The sequence below is a fragment of the Sphingomonas sp. SORGH_AS_0879 genome (assembly GCF_030819175.1).
In the GTDB taxonomy this organism is placed as follows: Bacteria; Pseudomonadota; Alphaproteobacteria; order Sphingomonadales; family Sphingomonadaceae; genus Sphingomonas.
This window is the reverse complement of sequence record NZ_JAUTBJ010000002.1, coordinates 2,167,525-2,186,106: the sequence shown is the minus strand read 5'-3', so window position 1 is coordinate 2,186,106 and position 18,582 is coordinate 2,167,525. Positions and strand designations below refer to the sequence as shown.

The following is an 18,582-nucleotide window of genomic DNA, read 5'->3' as shown; positions in this document are numbered from 1 at the left end:
CAACTTCCAACGCGCTCCGACGCTTACCAAGGCGTAAGGAGATCGGTGTTGGACGACGAATTCGCGGAGGCCATTGCGGGCAATCTGGCCGCCCATGGTTTCATCATGGAGAATCTGTACGCGCTGCTGCTTGTCGGCGACAAGGACCCGGTGGGCGCCTGTCGCGCAACGGCGCAGAGCATGTTGCGCGACTTCGGCCGGTTGCAGGCGACCGGGGTTCAGGCGATGACCGACGACGAGGTCGGCCGCATCAGGCAACATGCGCTGGATCGCCTGAAGCGTTTCTGGGACGGCGTCGAATTTCGTCTGGAGAACGCCGAGCAAGGCGGGGGATGACCGCGACCGGTCGCCCCCTGCCAACCACCCCGGCTCATCGCACGCCGCAACTCACCGGCCCCGGAGGCGCACTGGCGATCCGGATCGAAGAGATATCGAGCGTCAGCTTGCCCGAGGTCGATAGCACCCAGGGCCGGGATACGGCGGCCATGTCCACCCCGCCATCGGCGAAGCAGCGCAACGGCACCGCCAACTGCCGCCATTCGCCGAGCGCGCCCTTGAGCGCACCGGTGATCGGCACCGACGCCGCCTTGCCGCCCTCCATGCCCAGAGTGACCTCGCCCGTGGGCGCCGCCGTCACGCGGTAATCGAGCAACAGGCTCAACTGCCCATTGGACTCGCGCGTCACGTCGATCGGCTTGGCCTCCTCGATCGCGGCGCGGGCCGGGCCGCTACCCGCAAAGGCGAAGCGCAGGCTGTCCTCCTGTGCGGCGCGGTCGATACGGCTCTGCTGCACCGCGCCGCCCAGGTCCAGCCGCGCCCCTGCGACGACGCGGCCCCGCACGAACAGGGCGTTCTGATCCCCCGCCGCGACCGCCGGACGCGCCTCGCTCAGCATCGGCACCGTTCCGCCTTGCGCATAGGTCAGGCCATAGCCGATCGGGAACAGCGGATCATAGCCGGGGTCGCGCTTGTTCAGGACATATTGGTCGAGGCGCTTGGGCCAGGAGAAGCTGAGCTTGCCGTGGAAATCATGGCGCGGCTTGCCGTCCCTCCCCGCGATCAGGACATCGGCCACGCCGCCGCCCTCGGTTCCCGGCAGGAAGGCCGCGACGAAGGCGTCCGCCGCATTCAGCTCCGGATTCACCCAGAGTGGACGGCCCGACAGGAACACCGCGACGACCGGGATACCGGCGGCCTTGAATTTCTTGAGCAGCGCGAGGTCGCTCTTGTCCTCCGGGCTATATTCCAATGTCGGACGGTCGCCGGTGAATTCGGCATAGGGGGTCTCGCCGAACACCATGATGGCGACGTCGGGTTTGGTCGCATAGCGGCCATCGACCGCCAGCGTCGCCTTGCCGCCGCCCGCGCGCACCGCCTCGTCGATCCCCGACCAGATGGACTGGCCGTTGGGGAAATTGGCGTTGGTGACGCCGGTTCCCTGCCAGGTGATCGACCAGCCGCCCGCCTGTTGACCGATATTGTCCGCGCCGCGACCCGCAACCAGGATGTTCGCACCCGGTTTCAGCGGCAAGACACCGCCATTGTTCTTGAGCAGAACCAGCGACTCCCGCACCGCCTGACGGGCGATGGCGCGATGCTCGGGCGCGCCGATCAGCTTGAACTGCCCGCTGAGGGGCCGGGAGGACGGGCGGCCCGCCTCGAATGAACCGGCCAGCATCTTCACCCGCAGGATGCGGCGCACCGCATCGTCCAGACGCGCGGCGGGGATGGTTCCGTCCTTCGCCTCGCGCAGCGTGTTGTCATAGAGCTGTTTCCAGCCCGCCCCGGAGTACATGAACATGTCGAGCCCGGCATTGATCGCCGCCGGGCAATCCTCGTTGCTGCAACCCGGCACCTGCCCATGGGCGTTCCAGTCGCCGATGGTGAAGCCGTCAAAGCCCAGCCGGTCCTTCAGCACGCCGGTCAACAGGCTCTTGTTGCCCGTCATCTTGGTGCCGTTCCAACTGGAGAAGCTGGGCATCACGGTCAGCGCGCCGGCGACCAGGCCGCTGCGATAACCGGCGGCGTGCACATCGCGCAGCACCTCCTCCGAGACGCGCGTATCGCCCTGGTCCCGCCCGCCGGTCCCGCCATCGCCCAGGAAATGCTTGATCGAGGAAATGACGTGGCCGGGCTTCATGAAGTCGCCGCCGACCCGGCCCTGAATGCCCTCGACCATCTGTCCGGCATAGGATTCGACGATCGCGGGATCTTCCGAATAGCTTTCGTAGGTGCGACCCCACCGGTCGTCCTGCACCACCGCGACGGTCGGCGCGAAGCTCCAGTCGATGCCGGTCGCCGCCGTCTCCGCCGCCGTCGCTGCGCCGATCTTGCGGATCAGTTCTGGATCGCGCGCCGCACCCAACCCGATATTATGCGGGAACAGCGTCGCGCCGACGATATTGTTCGCGCCGTGCACCGCGTCCGTGCCCCAGATCAACGGCACCTGCGGGCGACCGTCGTTGCGCTTCATCGAGGCGTCCCAGAAGGCGTCGAACAGCCTCAGCCATTCGGGCGCGGGCGCGAATTCGTCGTTATTGGGCGCGGAATTGCCGCCGTTCAGGATCGAGCCGAGCTTATAGGTCTCCAGGTCCTTGGGCGTGATCGAGGCGATGTCGACTTGGATCAACTGACCCACCTTGTCCTCGACGCTCATCCGCGACAGGATCTGCTCGACCCGCGCTTCGACCTTGGGATCACGCTGGCGCTTCAGGGACAGCTTCGGCCACAGATCGGGATGCGCCACCGCTGCGGCGTCGGGCGCGACGGGGGCCGCCTGCTGTCCGATCGCGCCGCTGCTCAGGGCGGTCGCGGCCACGATCATGGCCAGGCTCCGGGAAAACGCCATCGTCAAATCTCTCCTATCGCTTTTCCCTGCCGTGCCGGTTTCATGACGAAACTGTCAACAAGGCAAATCCGGCCGATGATTTTGATTGCACCGGATATCGACGGAGTTAGCAATCCGTGGGGGGCAAGACGAACAATGTCCCTTTAGGAGAGACGATGCTTCGCAGCCTAATCCCCGCCAGCCTGTTGCTGCTGACCGGCCTGCCTTCCGATTCGCAGGCTCGAACCGGTCCGCAGGGCGCGATCCGACCGCTGGCGGCGGAGGCACCAGCGGGGCATCCCCTGCCCCTCCATAACGGCGGACGCGTGGTCGATGGGACCAGCTATCGTCGGCAATGGCCCGGCACCTATTGGGAGGGAGCCTTCCGTGGGCCAGCCGTCGATCTGGGGATTGGGCCGGGTGCCGTCTCGCTTCGCATCGCGATCGATGGCGGCGCGCCCATATCGCTCGTCCGCCCCGCGCCCGGCCTGTATCGTGTTACCGCCCAGGGCGCGGGCGAACACCGCATCCGCGTCGATGTGGTCAGCGAAAGCCAGGCGGGGCCGACCGAGTTTCGAGGCCTGTTCGCCCCCGGCGGCACGACGCCCCTCGCCGCTCCACATCCCCGCGCCCGACAGATCGAGTTCATCGGGGACTCCCACACGGTCGGCTACGGAAACACCTCGCTCACCCGGCAATGCGGCCAGGACGCCATTTGGGAGACGACGAACACCTCGCTCGGCCCGGCGGGCGTGACGGCGGCGCGCTATGACGCGGACTATCAGGTCAACGCCATTTCGGGCCGGGGGATCGTGCGCAACTATGGCGGCTTTGCCGCGCCGACGCTGCCGGAGGCCTATCCCTTCGCCCTGTTCGACTCCGATATCGCGGCAAGCTCTCCGGGCTGGAACCCGCAGATCGTCGTCATCGCCCTGGCCACCAACGACTTCACCACGCCATTGAAGGCCGGGGAACGCTGGCCCGATCGCGATGCGCTGCACCGCGATTTCGAAGGCCGCTATGTCGCCTTCGTCCATGACCTGCGGCGCAAATACCCCAAGGCGTATTTCGTCCTCTGGGCGACCGATCTGGCCGATGGCGAAATCGCTGCCGAGGTCGACAAGGTGGCCGACCGGCTAAAGAACGAAGGCGAACGGCGGATCAGCTTCGTGCCGGTGACGGGCTTGTCCTTCCGGGGATGCGACTCCCACCCCGACACCGGGGACGACCGCGCCATTGCGGCGGCCATCGCCCAGGCGGTGGCATGCCGTACCCGGCGTATGGGGGCGTTGAAACGGTCAAAGATCGACGGCGTAGAGCGAATGGTGCGTCAGGACGAACAACCGTCCGGCACCGTCCTTGTCCATCACCAGTTGCAGCGGCCGCTCGGGCACGTAGATCCGGCGTAGCAATCGACCGTCCGGCGCATAGACGAAAACCTGCCCGTTCGCGACATAGAGATTGCCCGCCGCATCGCGCGTCACGCTCTCCCCGCCCCGTTCGGCCAGCACGCGGAAATCGGTGACAATGCCGTCCGCCCCAACCCGTCCGGCATAGGTCCGGTTCTCGGACTCGTTGGTGACGACGACCTCGCCGCCGCTGGGCGCGGATGCGAAACCATGGGCATCCAGGGTATCCGACCAGCGCCAGCCCCGGTGATCGTCCGGCCCCTGGTTCCACACGCGGAAGGCCGGGAGCACCAGCGAACCATCGGGTGACACATATTCCTGCGCCTTGGCCTCGCCCATCTTGGCGGTGAAGAGGTCGGCCATGGTCGGATAAGCATAGCTTTTCGGGTCGATCCGGTCGGCGAACTCGCCATTGGCCCAGACATTGACCGGCAGCAGCGTCGTCGCTCCCTGATGCGGGCGCGATGGCGTCGGCGGAATGACCGTGACCGCCGCCGGGCGGGCGGGATCGATGCTGTACACCGTGCCGTCACGCCCCGCCGAGGACAGGACCAGCAATCGCCCGGACCGATCGACCGCCAGATTGACCGCGTCGAGCGGCGCGTCGGCGACGATGTTCAGCCCCTCTGCCGTCGACCAGCCATAGATGCGCTGAAAGAAACGATCGATGAAATAGAGCTTGCCCTTGGCATCCATCGCGCCTCCGGCGATCGAGTAGAAGCCGTCCGCCAGCCTGCGAACGCCCGGCGACACCGCCACGGCGGACTGGACCGCCGCCGTTGCGGGCGCGGGCGGCACGTCCAGGCTGGCGAACTCGCGCTCGCGCACCTCGGTCTGGCGGGTCATGTCCTTGATCGCGTTCTCGAACGGATATTTGCTGGCGCGAATGAAGGTGCCGCACCCCTTTTCGTCGCAACTGGCAAAGCCGCTCTCGGCGTTCACATGGACGTTGCGGAAACGGATATCGCCCGAATCGTAGAGCCTGACCGCCGCGTCCATCGGCTTGGCGGTGCGTGTCACGCGATAGCCATGGTAATTGGCGAACAGGATGTTGCGGCTGTGGCGGAATTCGGTCGAGACGGCATTGACCCCGTCGCGCACCTCCTGCTCGGTCTGGGGGGCGAGGAACTCCCAGTTCGCGACATGATCCAGCACGATCTCGGCGCGGTAGTGATGCTCGGCCGAAAGCTGATAGACATGGCCCGGCGTCGTGGTGTTCGAGACATGGAAGCCCGCCGACGCCAGCGTATTGGGCGACCATAGCGCGTTGAACGTACCCCCGCCGCCGTCCGTCACCCAGATGCTGGGATATTGGCCGTCGAACCGCGCGCGATCGCTGCCGAAGCCGATCGGACTGCCGGGCGTCAGCACGGTGCCGCCGCCACCCTGGATCTTAACGTCATCCACCAGCGAAGCCTCGCCCGCCTTCCACAGAAGCGCGGTGGCGCGCGGATTGACGCCGCCGGTCCAAAGCCCGACGCCGGAGATCATCCCCGCCCCACCCTTTGCACTCTCGATCAGCGCGCGAGCGGAACCGACCCCGCGATAGGGGGGCGAGTCATCCGCCAGATAGATATGCGTCAGGCTGGGATGCAGTGCGATCAGCACGCTGTCCGGCCGCAGCTTCAGCGTGTCGCCGACCCGGTAGCGTCCCATCGGCAGGTAAAGCACGCGGTGCGTATCGATCGCGCGTTGCAGTGCGGCGGTATCGTCGGTCGTGTCGTCGCCCTTGACGCCCAGGTCACGGACATTGGTCCAGGCGTTCATGGCGGGCAGCGCTGGGATGGCGGGACGGGGCCGGGCGGGTGCCTTGGCCAGCGGCGTCATGCGCACATCCGTCGCGAAGTCGCCCATCTCACCCAGCGCCGGGACCTTCAGGCCGTAGGAGAAGTCCGCGACGCGGTAGCGCGCTCCCGCGCCTTTCACCGTCCGGCCGCTGTCGCGGAAGCGCGCGAAGACCGGCGTCGTGATCCCCACCGCATCGTCGAACCCGATCTGCGTGAACACACTCTTTTCCGACGAGATCAGTACGCCCGCATCGCGGACATTCTCGAACCGCACCTGCTTGCCCCAGAGCGAGTCCGAATAGCCGCGATCTATCTCGATCCCGACCGGCGTATCGCGGATCGCGACGTTGACCAGCGTCAGGTCGACCTCATGCTCGCGGATCGCCGCCTCGCGCTGCCCGACGAAATCGGAATCTATCAGCGTGAACTGCCAGGCGGGCGAGGTCTTCTCGGTAACGATACCATATCGTCCCCCGAAAAAGCGCAGGCCTTGGGCCGCATTCCCCGCCTGATAGATACCGGCGAAGCCCGATCCCAGATGGAAGTCGACATGGCGCAGATAGCCATGCTGGGCGACGCGGAAGCGCACCGCCACCGCGCCCGCATTGCCCGCTCCGATACGGAAATCGATATTGGCCAGCGCGGAATAAAAGGTGGTCGACGTCGCGTCGAACAGGCTTTCGTCGAACGGCACCGTCGTCGGCACCGGCACCGGCGGCTTGCCCGCGCGATACTGGTCCTCACCCGAAAAGGTCAGCATGGCGGCGATCCCCGATCCGAAACCCGGCGTGGCATCGCCCAGCAGGATTTCGGGCCGGGTCGCGCCGACGCCGAATATCCGCACGCCCGAGCGCAGGATAATCGTGCGGCTGATCCGGTATCGACCGGACGGCAGGAAGACGATGCCGCCATGGCCGCTCTTCGCCGCCGCATCGATCCCCTGCTGGATCGCCGAGCTATCGTCGGCACGGCCATCGCCTACGCCACGGATCGTCACCGCCTGCGGGTCGGACGGGGCGGTTCTATAGACCGATCTCGAGGATTGTGCCGCGGCCGGTGTCGCCATCGACGGCGCGAACGCCATCACCACCGCCGCGCCGAGCAGCCAGTTCGCTTTCATGATCCTCTCCCTGTTTCGGCCTCATCGTAACCGCCGGGCCGTCGACGTCGCCAAACTGGATCAAGCCCGGTATCAGGCGTGGAGGCTGAGCGCCTGTGCCGCGATCGCCACCTGGGTCCGGTTGCGCACGTTCAGCTTGCGCATCAACGCGGTCATGTGCGCCTTCACCGTCGCCTCGGCGATGCCCAGATCGAACGCGATCTGCTTGTTGAGCAGGCCCGAATGAACGCCGCGCAGGACCTTCATCTGGGTCGGAGTCAATTGCGCGAGTGCCGCCGCCATGGGTGTGGCAAGGCCCGGACTTGCGGGCTGACGGGCGATCGAGTGCATCCCTTCCATCGTCATCCTCCTCCATGCGGCTCGTTGGCCATCGGTTGTCGGTCGTGCACGCCGACATGGTCCGATCGTCCCCCGAACGCGCCCCATATGGAGGGATTCGGTTGGACAGGTTTTCACCATGCGCCCAGCCATTGTTCATGATCAAGCCCTTTTATGTTGCCGGATCGCAGAAACCTGTCGTACAACTCGGCATGAGCCATGGGCAGGTGAACGCACCGCCCCAATGCCGAAGGAGGGGTGTCGATGCGCGATCCACGAAGCATGACCATCGTCTTGCGACGGGCGATGCGATGACGGACGGTGACGTCAGGCTGATCGCCGCCGCGCTGGCAGGCATAATGCTGGCGGTCCTGATGATCGTTCGCGGGCGGCTCCATCCTTTTATCGGGCTGCTATGCGGTGCCTTCGCGGTCGGGCTTCTCGCCGGACTGCCGCTGGCCGATATCGCCAAGGCGGTGCAAAAGGGCGTGGGCGATATCGTCGGCGGAACCGGCCTCGTCGTCGCGCTCGGCCTGTCGCTGGGCGCGATGCTGCATTTGTCGGGCGCCGCCGCCGCACTGGCCCAAAGCGCCCTGCGACTGACCGGCGCGAGAGCCGCTCCCTGGGCGACCCTGGGCATCGCGATCCTGATCGGCCTGCCGCTGTTCTTCGAGACCGGTCTGGTCCTGTTGCTGCCGATCGTCGTGGCGGCGGCGGAGGCGATGGACGCACCGGATGGCCCGGCGCGCGACGCGGCCAAGCTGCGCCTCATCATGCCCGCGCTCGCCGGGCTGGGCGTGGTCCATGCGCTGGTCCCCCCGCATCCGGGTCCGTTGCTGGCGGTCGAGGCGCTGGGGGCCAATCTGGGCAGGACGATGCTGTACGGCATCCTGATCGCCATCCCGACCGCGATCATCGCGGGCCCGGCGCTGGCGCGCATCGTGACGCCGGGTGTGCGGCTGGCCCCGCCGGTGCTGGGCGATCACCGCCTGGATGTTGCGACACCGGGCCTGGGGGCGGCGCTGTTCATCGTCCTGCTCCCCGTGCTGCTGATCGCGACCGGGGAACTGGGTCAGCTATCCTCGGCATGGAAGGGCAGCGCCTGGTTGGTAGCCGCCAGCAATCCGGTGATCGCGCTGCTCGTCACCAATCTGCTCGCCCTGCCCCTGTTGTTCGGACGTCGGCTGCGCGAGGCGAAGATTCAGGATGCGGTCTGGCACGAGACCATGGGCGCGGCGGGCGCCATCCTTCTCGCGATCGGTGCTGGCGGCGCATTGAAACAGGTACTGGTCAGCGCGGGGCTGTCCGATCTGCTCGCGCGGCTGGTGACCATGTACGCCATCTCGCCGCTGCTGCTCGGCTGGCTGGTCGCGGTGGGGATCAGGCTGGCGGCGGGATCGGCGACGGTCGCGACCATCACTGCGGTCGGCATCATGCCCGGCGTGGTGGCGGGATCGGGTGTCGCGCCCGAGCTGGTCGTGCTGGCGATCGGTGCGGGGTCGGTGTTCTTCAGCCATGTCAACGATCCCGGCTTCTGGCTGGTCAAAAGCTATGTCGGGACCAGCACCGCCGACACCTTCCGCACCTGGTCGATGCTGGAGACGGTGATCTCGGTCGTCGGCCTCGCGCTGGTGATGATCCTGAGCCATATCGTCTGAACGGGGGTGGGCATGAACGAGGGGCGGCTGGCGGACCGGGCCTATACGGCGATCGTCCGCATCATCAACGACGAGGGGCTGGGGATCGGCGACCGCCTGCCTTCCGAAGCGAGGCTGGCCGAGACGTTCGGCATGTCACGCACCATCGTGCGCGAGGCGCTGGCCCGGCTCGCCTCTGACGGGATTACCGAAGCGCGGCGTGGCGCGGGCTCCTATGTCAAGCGCCGCCCGTCGGAGCGGCTGGGCACGCATATGCCGATGGACGAACTCGCCAAGACCCTGGGCACCTATGAGGTACGCTTCGTGCTGGAGGCGGAGGCGGCGCGGCTGGCCGCGATCCGGCGGTCGAGCGACCAGTTGGACGAGATCGAGAAGGCACTTGCCGCGCTCCGCGCCGCCCTGTTGTCGGATGCGCCCGCGCACGACGAGGACTGGTGGCTTCACCGCGCGATCGTCGAGGCGACCGGCAACTCGGCCTTCCTGCCGGTCTTCGATCATTTGCACGACGAGGTGATGCACATCCTGCGCGCCGGGGTCGACATCTCGCGCTCGCGCCCGCCCGAGGTGATCGGCGCGATGATGGAGGAGCACGACGCCATCGTCGACGCGATCCGGGCGCGCGACGCGGACGGAGCGGCACTCGCCATGCGGTGGCATTTGTCGCAGGGGCGCAAACGGCTGATGCCGTGAGGACCTCAGGCGTGCCTCGCCCCGTCGATCCAGGTCAGCGCCTCCGCGACCAGCCGATCGGGGGAATGCCCGGCATCGAGCGTCAGCGCGCATTCGCCCGGCAGAGGGCGCTCCAGCGTCGCCAACTGGCTGTCGAGCAGGCTGGGCGGCATATAGTGCCCCGCACGTCCGCGCATCCGCCGCGCGATCTCATCGGTATCGGTATCAAGCAGCACGAAGAACAAGGGCAATCCCGCCGCACTTCGCAGCCGTTCGCGATAGCTTCGCTTGAGCGCGGAACACGCCGCAACCGCCACGCCGCCGCGTTTCGCCTCCGTCCCGATCGCCGCCCCCAGCCGGTCGAGCCAGGGCCAGCGATCCGCATCGGTCAGGGGATGGCCGCTGCGCATCTTGGCGACATTCGCCGCCGAATGATAATCATCGCCCTCCAGCACCGGGCAATGGAGTTCGGCCCCCAACCGCTGCGACAGCGTAGACTTGCCGGTGCCGCTAACCCCCATCACCACGATGCCATAGGGGTCGGTCGCCGCTTCGATTCCTTTGCCCGCCGTCACCCGTCACCCCTGTCCTTTCATCCGGCATTCCTGCCGCACCTGTCCGATCACCGCTATCCGACGTGGTCGGCCGAAACGCCATTACGACCTTTGTCGCAATCGCGCCCGATCGCGCACTTGCCTATCGCAATTCCCCTGTCCCCGATCCGTTCCTGTCCAAGAGGATGACCGCCATGCCGCGCCGCCTTCGCCTTGCCGTCTCGCTGCTGTTGGTCGGGAGCGCGGCATTGCCCGCGCTGGCGGCGGACCGTGTCTCCGTCTTCACCCGTGCGCCGGACGATCCCCGTGCGGTGACCGTCCAGGCGAAGGGTGATGGGCGAAGCGACGATGGCGCGGCGATCCAGCAGGCGATCGACCGTGTCGCGGGCCAGGGCGGCGGCGGCATCGTCTTCCTGCCGTCGGGCCGTTATCGCCTGAGCCGCACCCTCTATATGCGGCCCGGCGTCCGGCTGTTCGGCGTGGGCAGGACGCGCCCTGTTTTCGTGCTCGCCCCCCGAACGCCGGGTTTCCAGCAGGGAGTCGGGAGCATGGTCTTCTTTACCGGCACTCTGCCACCGCAAGCGGGCAAGGACGCCCCCCGCGTTCCCGTGCCGCCGCCGACCAGCGTGCCCTTCGACCCGACCATCGCCGACGCCAATTCGGGCACCTTCTATTCCGCCATGGCCAATGTCGATTTCGAGATCGGCGCGGGCAACCCGGCGGCTACGGCAGTCCGTTTCCACACCGCGCAGCATAGCTATCTGGCGCATATCGACTTTCGATTGGGCGATGCGCTGGCGGGCATCTATCAGGTCGGCAATCTCGGGCAGGACCTGCATTTCCATGGCGGACGATATGGTATCCTTACCGAGAAGCCCTCGCCCGCCTGGTCCTATACGCTGCTTGATTCCAGCTTCGACGGACAGCGTGACGCCGCCATCCGCGAGCATGAGGCGGGGCTGACGCTGGTCAATACGGTGATCCGCGACACGCCCGTCGGGATCGAGATCGACCGGGGCTATGGCGACTGGCTATGGGGCAAGCATGTCCGGTTCGAGCGGGTTCGCCGCGCGGGCGTCATCATCAGCAACGAGGACAATGCCTATACCCAGATCGGGTTCGAGGGGGCGACCGCGATCGACACGCCCGTCTTCGCCCGTTTCCGCGAGAGCGGCCGCGACGTCGCAGGTCCGTCGCGCCGCTATCAGGTAAGCCGCTTCACCCACGGCATGGCGGTGCCTTCGCTAGGCCAGACCGGGCGGTACGAGACGAAGGTCGATGCGACACCCTTGTCGTCCACGCCCAGGGTCGCCGCGCGCGCGATACGGTCGCTGCCGCCGGTCGAGGACTGGACCAATGTCCGCGCTCTTGGGGTGAAGGGCGATGACGCGACCGACGACACCGCCGCGTTGCAAACGGCAATCGACAGCCATGCAGTCCTCTACTTCCCCGCCGGTTTCTACCGGGTCAGCGACACGCTGCGCCTGCGCCCCGACAGCGTCCTGATCGGCCTGCACCCCAGCCTGACCCAGATCGTCCTGACCGACGACAGTCCCGCCTTTCGCGGGGTCGGCAGCGCCAAGGGAGTGATCGAGAGCGCTCGTGGCGGCGATGCGATCGTCTCCGGCCTGGGGCTGGCGCCGGGCGGACGCAATCCCCGTGCGACGGCGCTGCTCTGGCGCGCGGGCGAACGCTCGCTGGTCGATGACGTGAAGTTCCAGGGCGGCCACGGCACCTTCCGTGCCGATGGCAGCCGCTTCGATCCGTATAACGCCGATCACACCGGCGATCCCGACCCGATGCAGCGCTGGGACGGCCATTATCCCAGCCTGTGGGTGACCGATGGCGGCGGCGGTACGTTCAACGGGCTGTGGACGCCCGACACCTATGCCTCGGCGGGCATGACGGTGTCGGACACCGAAACGCCGGGCCATGTCTATCAACTCTCCGCCGAGCATCACCGTCGTGCCGAGATCGTGCTGGACCGCGTCGCGCATTGGGAGTTCCTGGCACCGCAGACCGAGGAGGAGGCGGGCGAGAGCCGCGATGCCGTCGCCTTCGAGATACGCAATTCGCACGATGTGCTGTTCGCGAACCTCCACGCCTATCGCGTCACCCGCTCGCTCCAGCCTGCACGGGCGGCGGTCGCGCTTTATGGCGAGAACGAGATCCGTTTCCGCAACGTCCATGTGAATGCCGAGAGCGGCTTTGCGACCTGCCAGGCGGATGCCTGCGGCACCTATTTGCGGGCCAGCAAATATCCCTATGGGAATGCGATCCGCGACATCACGCGGGGGGCCGAGGTCCGCGAGCGCGAATTCGCGACGCTGGACGTCACTCCCGCGCCCCTGCCCGCCCCCTCCCCGTCGTTGACGACGGTCCGCCGTCTGGCCGATGGCTTCTATTCGCTGGGCGGCGGTGCAACGGATACGAGCGGCAAGCTCTATTTCGTCGACCGCTATTTCCACCGCATCCATGGCTGGAGCGAGGCGGAAGGGTTGTCGATCGTATCGGAGGCTCCGCTCGATCCGGTCAACCTGGCGGTCGATGGATCGGGCAAGCTGATGGTGCTGTCCTCGGCGGGTGCGGCAGCGACCGTCTACAGCATCGATCCGAAGGCGCCCGCCACCATCGCACCGCTGTCGCCAACCACCGCGACGCCGCCCGGAGCCCGGATCGCCATGCCCGCCAGCCTGTGGAACAATGGCGAGTTCCGGGATCAATATGACCCCGCCACCGACCGCTTCACGACGCTGGCCGAGATGTTCGCGCGTGACATCGCCGCCGCCAAACCGACATCCTATGTCGCCCCCGATGGCAGTATTGCCCTGCCCGCGTTCCGGGTGTGGCAACAGGGGCCGGCGGACCATCGCGGCTGGCGCTTTTCCGATACGCTCGACACCTATGGCTTCATCGTCGGAAAGCCCGGCAGTCGGATCGCGATCGCCAACGGATCGGAAGATCGGACATATACCGGTCTGCTGGGCGTTGGCGGCACCGTCACCGACCTGAAACCCTTCGCCAATCGTGGTGGGGAGAGTGTCGCGACAGGGCCGGACGGCCGCGTCTATGTCGCGAACGCCCAGATCTTCGTCTATGGCGCGGACGGGCGGGAGCAGGGGCGGATCGACGTGCCCGACCGCCCTCTTCAATTGCTGTTCGGCGGCGCGGACGGGCGGACCTTATTCATCCTGACCCATCACGCGCTCTACGCCGCGCATCCCTGAGCGATCACCATACCGACCATGGTCGTATATGCTCCGCCCCGGCCGCCGCGATAAGATGGGGGATAAGAAAGGACCGCGCCGTCGAACGGGGGCGGTCCGATCGCGATGAGGGGATGGATCGATGAAAATGGGCAAGCGGCGCCTTGGCGTCACGACGAAATCCGGTAACGCTACCAGCCTCGCGGCGCTTGCGCTGGCGCTGGTCGCGACGCCCGCCTGGGCCGCACCCATGCAACAGGCACCCGCTGCCACTCCCGAGCCGCAGGAAGAGACGACCAGCGCCAAGGACATCATCGTCACCGGCACGCGCATCATCGCGAACGGCTATAACGCCCCCACCCCGACCACGGTGATCGGCGAGGAGCAGATCCAGCAAAACGCCCAGCCCAATATCTTCAACACCGTCGCGCAATTGCCTTCGCTCCAGGGGTCGACCGGCGCGACCACCGGCACGTTCAGCACGTCGAGCGGCCAGCAGGGCCTCAGTTCCTTCTCGCTGCGCGGGCTGGGCACGATCCGCACCCTGACATTGCTCGACGGGCAGCGGGTGGTCGGCGCGAACGTCACCGGCGTTCCCGATATCAGCCAGTTTCCGCAACTGCTGATCAAGCGGGTCGACGTCGTCACCGGCGGCGCCTCAGCCTCCTGGGGATCGGACGCGGTGGGCGGCGTCATCAACTTCATCACCGATACGCGCTTCACCGGCTTCAAGGGCAATTTGCAATCCGGCGTCACCACCTATGGCGACGATGGTCAGGTGCTGGCCCAGGCGGCGTTCGGCAAGTCGCTGGCCGGGGACAGGCTGCACCTGATCCTCAGCGGCGAATATGCCAAGGATCAGGGTGTCGGGCCCGGCAATTTTGGCGAGGACCTGGCCGGAAGTCGCGACTGGTATCGCGCCACCACCCTGGTCGATACCGGCATCCGCAACGGCAGCACGCCGCAATTCCTCTACCGCGACCATGGCCAAGCCTATCAATACACCAAATATGGCCTGATCAGTTCCGGACCGCTTCAGGGCACCGCGTTCGATGCCAATGGCAACCCCTTCCCCTTCCAATATGGCTCGAACGGCGTGCCCGCGAAGAACGCGGCGGGCAATGTCGTCGGATGCTATGTCGGCTTCTGTGTCGGCGGCGACCAGTCGGGGCATGTCGGATCGGGCACCTCGCTGCAATCCGCGCTGGAGCGGATCAACGGCTATACCCGGATCGGCTATGACATCGCGCCCGATGCCGAACTCTACGTCACCGCCAACATCGCGCAGGTGAAGACCAGCAACCAGCCCAATCCCGGTGCGGCCAAGACCGGGCTTACGATCCAGTGCGCCAACCCCTATCTGCCCGCATCCATCCAGCAGCAGTGCGCGGCGAACGGCATCACCCAGTTCGGCTATGGCCTCAGCAATGCGATCCTGCCCAACATCAAGGTCAATACCGACCGGCGCCAGTACCGCTTCGTCGGCGGGCTGAAGGGCAAGGCCGAGGTGTTCGGCGGCACCTGGAACTACGATGTCTATTACGAGCACGGGATCAACGTCACCGACATCGATGTCGACAATATCAGCCTGACCGGCCGCTATAACCAGGCGATCAACGCCACCACGATCAACGGCCAGATCGTCTGCGCCGACGCCGCCGCGCGGGCCAGCGGATGCCAGCCGATCAACATCTTCGGCGGCGCGGTGCCCTCCGCCACGGCACTCGCCTATATCGTCCCCGCCAATGGGCCGTTCCAGCATACCCGCCAGACCCAGGACGTGGCGGCGGGCACGATCTCGGGCAACCTGATCGACCTGTGGGCCGGGCCGCTGTCGATCGCGACCGGCATCGAATATCGGCGCGAGGCGTATCGCGTGAACGCCGACCCTTATGGCGCGGGCGTCTCCGATATAAGCCCCAATTCCCCCCTCTATCCTGCCGACCCCTCGCTCAATTCGGCGGTGGGCAGCAACTGGTATGCCGGCAATTACAAGAACGGCTCGGGCAAATATGATGTGTATGAGAGCTTCCTGGAACTGAACCTGCCGATCGTGAATTCGGAGGTGCTGGGCCGCGCCAATCTGAACGCGGCGGGGCGTGCGACGCATTATTCGACCTCGGGCGCGGTCTATGCCTGGAAACTCGGCGGCACCTGGGACACGCCGCTCGACGGGTTCCGCCTTCGCGCCGTCACCTCGCGCGACGTTCGTGCTCCCAACCTGTCGGAACTGTTCGCCGCGCCGACCACGACGACGGTCCCCAACTTTACCGATCCGTTTCGCAATACCCAGGTGCTGATCATCCAGAACACCCTGGGCAATCCCAATCTCCGCCCCGAAATCGCACGCAGCACCGAGGCGGGCGTCGTCCTGTCCCGGCCCAGCTGGCTGCCGGGGCTCAGCCTGTCGTTCGACTATTACACGATCAAGGTGAACGACGTCGTGTCCAGCCTGTCGGCGGCGCAGATCGTCAACCTGTGCTTCCAGGGCAATACCGAGACGTGCGGCGCCTTCAATCTCCAGAACACGGCGGGGCCCAATTTTCGTCAACGTCCAGGCGTTCAACCTCGCCTCGATCAAGACCAGCGGCTTCGATATCGAGGGCAGTTATCAGTGGCGCAATCCGCTGGGGCTGAACGGCAACCTGACGCTGCGCGCGCTCGCCACGCACGTCATCAAGTTCGTCACCGATCCCGGCCTGCCCGGCACGATCCCTGTGGACAGCGCGGGCGCCAATTCGGGTGCGACGCCCGACTGGAAATGGCTGGCGATCCAGAGCTACGACACCGAGAAATTCAGCCTGCTGATCCAGGAGCGCTGGTTCAGCGACGGCGTGATCGGCAACCAATATGTCGTCTGCTCGACCAATTGCCCGGTATCGACCGGCAACAACCCGACCATCGACCGCAACTTCATGAAGGGGGCCTTCTATCTCGATATCGGCGGGTCGCTGAACGTCACGCCCGCGGTCAGCATGTTCTTCAAGGTCGACAATCTGCTCGACCACGACCCCGAACCTTCGCCCCAGACCAATACCGGGCTGGACGTCAATCCGGCGCTCTACGACACGCTGGGTCGCTTCTACCGGATCGGCGTGCGCGCCAAATTCTGACGGCGGCCGCCAAAGGGTTCCGCAGGGGGGTGCTTGCCGTCCGACACTCGGTCATGGCAAGGGCCCGCCGTGCAGAACCGCCCCCATATCCTGGTCGACGCCGACGCCTGCCCGGTAAAGGAGGAAATCTATCGCGTCGCTTATCGGCTATCCGTGCCGGTCACGGTGGTCAGCAACGCGCATCTGCGCATTCCGCAGCACCCGCTGATCAGCCGCATCGTGGTCGGCGACGGTTTCGACGCCGCCGATGACTGGATCGCCGAACGGGCGGACGGGGCGGCGGTGGTCGTCACGGCGGACATTTTGCTTGCGGATCGCTGTCTGAAGGCCGGCGCGGCGGTGATCGCGCCGAACGGCAAGCCGTTCACCACCAGTTCGATCGGCAATGCGGTCGCCGTCCGCGCGATCATGAGCGACTTGCGGGCCGGGGGAGACCGCATCGGCGGGCCGCCGCCCTTCGGCAAGGAGGACCGCTCCCGTTTCCTGTCGGCGCTCGACGCCGCCTTGATGCAACTCATGCGAAAGACGGCGCGATAGAGCCGAAGGGCGGCACCCCTTGATCTGCCGCCGCAAGGCCGATTACGGCGTCGGGCATGACGCTTTCATCGCGGGCCCTGGGCCATCTCCTCGCCACCCTGTCCTTCCCCTTGCTGGCGGCGGCGCCCGTCCATGCGGCGGCGCAGACGAACAAGGCGGTCCCCGCCGCCCCGAGCCAGTCGGTGGCGGCGAATGGCGGAATCATCCCCCTGCCTCTCAACCCCGTCATTCCGGCGGCCCAGCGGCAATGCGCCGCGCGCACGCCGGCTGGCCTGGGCTATACGGTGCTGCGTGCCGCCGAGGGGCCGAAGCCGTCCGCCGATGCGACCGTGCTGGTCAACTATATCGGCTATCTGGCTGCGACGGGGACGGTCTTCGACCAGTCCATGCAATCGCCCATGCCGGTCGGCGAGGTCATTCCCGGCTTTTCGCAGGGGCTCCAGATGATCGGGCGCGGTGGCATCCTGCGTCTCTGCATTCCCGCGGCGCTGGGCTATGGCGCGCAGGCCTCTGGCCCGATCCCGGCCAATTCCGACCTCGTGTTCCAGGTCGAACTGCTCGACTTCAAGACCGCCGCCGAGATCGACGAAATGCGCCGGGCACAGACGAGCGCACCCGCCAAACCCGCTCCGTCGCAACCCTGAGCGCGCAAATCACGGGTTTGCGGGCAGCTTCATACCCAGCAGCACCAATCGGTCGCCCGTGATCCCGAACCAGTGCGGTACGCCCGCCGGGACGAGCAGCACGTCGCCCGGTCCCAATGTCCGCGTCGTGCCGCCCTTGATCTCCGTCCCCTCGACAAGTCCCTTCTGACGCGTTTCCGGTGCGACCAGCGTTCCACCGGAAACGATCGTCCCCGCCCCCTCCAGCACCATCGCATATTCCGCCTCGGTCGGATGAACGGCGGGACGGCCCGGCTTCTTCCAGATCTCGATGGCCGCGACGCGCGGTCCGTCTCCGACCAGGGGGCGCCACATAAAACCTTGATCGGGCTTCATCTCGGCACGCATCGCCGCGACCTGCGCGCGTATCTCCTGCCCACTCGCAAAGCCGGTGGGATCGGCGGCGTTCGGCGCGCTTTGCGCCAGCACGGGCGTCAGCGGGAAGGCCGTCGCCAGCAACAGCGAAGCGGCAACCATGGCGGTTCGATCGACGGTCCTTCGCATGGCGGCTTCCTCCCCTGATGATCCACGCGCGTCTTGCTTTGCCGGTTTCGTCAATATCCCCGGAAAGCCGTGACAAATCCATTCATTTCATGAGGTTGGATACTTGCCTTCACAGGAATGGAGATGCCGGACGGCTCATCGATGGCCGCGAGGTGACGATCCATCGATTTCCCATCGGTCCGGGTGACGTACCGGTCATAAATTGTTGTGGAAATGTC

Annotated in this window: 12 protein-coding genes and 1 pseudogene; 8 read left to right on the top strand and 5 right to left on the bottom strand. The window is 66.4% G+C overall.

Annotated elements, in window-relative coordinates; translation table 11 throughout:
* Positions 1 to 48 precede the first annotated feature (48 nt).
* Positions 49 to 336 carry a hypothetical protein gene (locus QE379_RS10960; RefSeq protein ID WP_267433429.1) on the top strand — a complete coding sequence of 96 codons (288 nt, stop codon included), beginning with the start codon at positions 49 to 51 and terminating at the stop codon, positions 334 to 336.
* Between the two features lie 34 nt (positions 337 to 370).
* Here QE379_RS10960 and QE379_RS10955 read toward each other — a convergent pair whose 3' ends face one another.
* Positions 371 to 2,848: an exo 1,3/1,4-beta-D-glucan glucohydrolase gene (locus tag QE379_RS10955; protein ID WP_373461768.1), complete on the bottom strand. Its 2,478-nt coding sequence runs from the start codon at positions 2,846 to 2,848 to the stop codon at positions 371 to 373.
* A 155-nt stretch (positions 2,849 to 3,003) separates the two neighbouring features.
* Here QE379_RS10955 and QE379_RS10950 point away from each other — a divergent pair, with 155 nt between their 5' ends.
* Positions 3,004 to 4,236 (top strand): SGNH/GDSL hydrolase family protein, encoded by a 1,233-nt coding sequence (locus QE379_RS10950; RefSeq protein WP_307000436.1) that lies wholly within the window; start codon positions 3,004 to 3,006, stop codon positions 4,234 to 4,236.
* Here QE379_RS10950 and QE379_RS10945 read toward each other — a convergent pair.
* The gene (locus QE379_RS10945; RefSeq protein ID WP_307000434.1) at positions 4,126 to 7,143 is read right to left on the bottom strand and encodes a glycosyl hydrolase family 28-related protein; all 3,018 of its coding nucleotides are present in this window, start codon (positions 7,141 to 7,143) and stop codon (positions 4,126 to 4,128) included. The two genes, QE379_RS10950 and QE379_RS10945, sit on opposite strands and share 111 nt — an antisense overlap.
* 72 nt (positions 7,144 to 7,215) lie before the next feature.
* On the bottom strand, positions 7,216 to 7,425 hold the full coding sequence (locus QE379_RS10940) for a helix-turn-helix transcriptional regulator (RefSeq protein WP_307000432.1): 210 nt from the start codon (positions 7,423 to 7,425) through the stop codon (positions 7,216 to 7,218).
* Between the two features lie 347 nt (positions 7,426 to 7,772).
* Here QE379_RS10940 and QE379_RS10935 point away from each other — a divergent pair, with 347 nt between their 5' ends.
* Both QE379_RS10935 and QE379_RS10930 read left to right on the top strand, forming a co-directional pair.
* On the top strand, positions 7,773 to 9,119 hold the full coding sequence (locus tag QE379_RS10935) for a gluconate:H+ symporter (RefSeq protein ID WP_307000429.1): 1,347 nt from the start codon (positions 7,773 to 7,775) through the stop codon (positions 9,117 to 9,119).
* Positions 9,120 to 9,131: 12 nt separating this feature from the next.
* The gene (locus QE379_RS10930; protein ID WP_307000427.1) at positions 9,132 to 9,809 is read left to right on the top strand and encodes a FadR/GntR family transcriptional regulator; all 678 of its coding nucleotides are present in this window, start codon (positions 9,132 to 9,134) and stop codon (positions 9,807 to 9,809) included.
* A gap of 5 nt (positions 9,810 to 9,814) precedes the next feature.
* On the opposite strand, the gene QE379_RS10925 is transcribed toward QE379_RS10930, so the two are convergent.
* Positions 9,815 to 10,363: a gluconokinase gene (locus QE379_RS10925; protein WP_373461767.1), complete on the bottom strand. Its 549-nt coding sequence runs from the start codon at positions 10,361 to 10,363 to the stop codon at positions 9,815 to 9,817.
* Positions 10,364 to 10,527: 164 nt separating this feature from the next.
* Between QE379_RS10925 and QE379_RS10920 the strand changes: the two genes are divergently transcribed.
* From QE379_RS10920 to QE379_RS10905, 4 genes and pseudogenes are all read left to right on the top strand, one after another.
* On the top strand, positions 10,528 to 13,569 hold the full coding sequence (locus tag QE379_RS10920) for a glycosyl hydrolase family 28-related protein (RefSeq protein WP_307003172.1): 3,042 nt from the start codon (positions 10,528 to 10,530) through the stop codon (positions 13,567 to 13,569).
* A 127-nt stretch (positions 13,570 to 13,696) separates the two neighbouring features.
* Positions 13,697 to 16,661, top strand: a pseudogene (locus QE379_RS10915) (TonB-dependent receptor plug domain-containing protein).
* A gap of 69 nt (positions 16,662 to 16,730) precedes the next feature.
* Positions 16,731 to 17,198, top strand: a complete 468-nt coding sequence (locus QE379_RS10910) for a YaiI/YqxD family protein (RefSeq protein ID WP_307000425.1) — start codon at positions 16,731 to 16,733, stop codon at positions 17,196 to 17,198.
* Between the two features lie 56 nt (positions 17,199 to 17,254).
* A complete protein-coding gene (locus QE379_RS10905) occupies positions 17,255 to 17,842 on the top strand; it encodes an FKBP-type peptidyl-prolyl cis-trans isomerase (RefSeq protein ID WP_307000423.1) in 588 nt (195 codons plus the stop codon).
* 9 nt (positions 17,843 to 17,851) lie between these two features.
* Here QE379_RS10905 and QE379_RS10900 read toward each other — a convergent pair whose 3' ends face one another.
* Positions 17,852 to 18,364 (bottom strand): cupin domain-containing protein, encoded by a 513-nt coding sequence (locus QE379_RS10900; protein WP_307000421.1) that lies wholly within the window; start codon positions 18,362 to 18,364, stop codon positions 17,852 to 17,854.
* Between the last annotated feature and the right edge of the window lie 218 nt (positions 18,365 to 18,582).

Bases quoted from the DNA above. Each gene is read 5' to 3' on its own strand.
- QE379_RS10930 (WP_307000427.1), top strand. From the start codon at position 9,132: ATGAACGAGGGGCGGCTGGCGGACCGGGCCTATACGGCGATCGTCCGC.
- QE379_RS10955 (WP_373461768.1), bottom strand. From the start codon at position 2,848: ATGGCGTTTTCCCGGAGCCTGGCCATGATCGTGGCCGCGACCGCCCTG.
- QE379_RS10920 (WP_307003172.1), top strand. From the start codon at position 10,528: ATGACCGCCATGCCGCGCCGCCTTCGCCTTGCCGTCTCGCTGCTGTTG.
- QE379_RS10940 (WP_307000432.1), bottom strand. From the start codon at position 7,425: ATGGCGGCGGCACTCGCGCAATTGACTCCGACCCAGATGAAGGTCCTG.
- QE379_RS10945 (WP_307000434.1), bottom strand. From the start codon at position 7,143: ATGAAAGCGAACTGGCTGCTCGGCGCGGCGGTGGTGATGGCGTTCGCG.
- QE379_RS10935 (WP_307000429.1), top strand. From the start codon at position 7,773: ATGACGGACGGTGACGTCAGGCTGATCGCCGCCGCGCTGGCAGGCATA.
- QE379_RS10950 (WP_307000436.1), top strand. From the start codon at position 3,004: ATGCTTCGCAGCCTAATCCCCGCCAGCCTGTTGCTGCTGACCGGCCTG.
- QE379_RS10905 (WP_307000423.1), top strand. From the start codon at position 17,255: ATGACGCTTTCATCGCGGGCCCTGGGCCATCTCCTCGCCACCCTGTCC.
- QE379_RS10900 (WP_307000421.1), bottom strand. From the start codon at position 18,364: ATGCGAAGGACCGTCGATCGAACCGCCATGGTTGCCGCTTCGCTGTTG.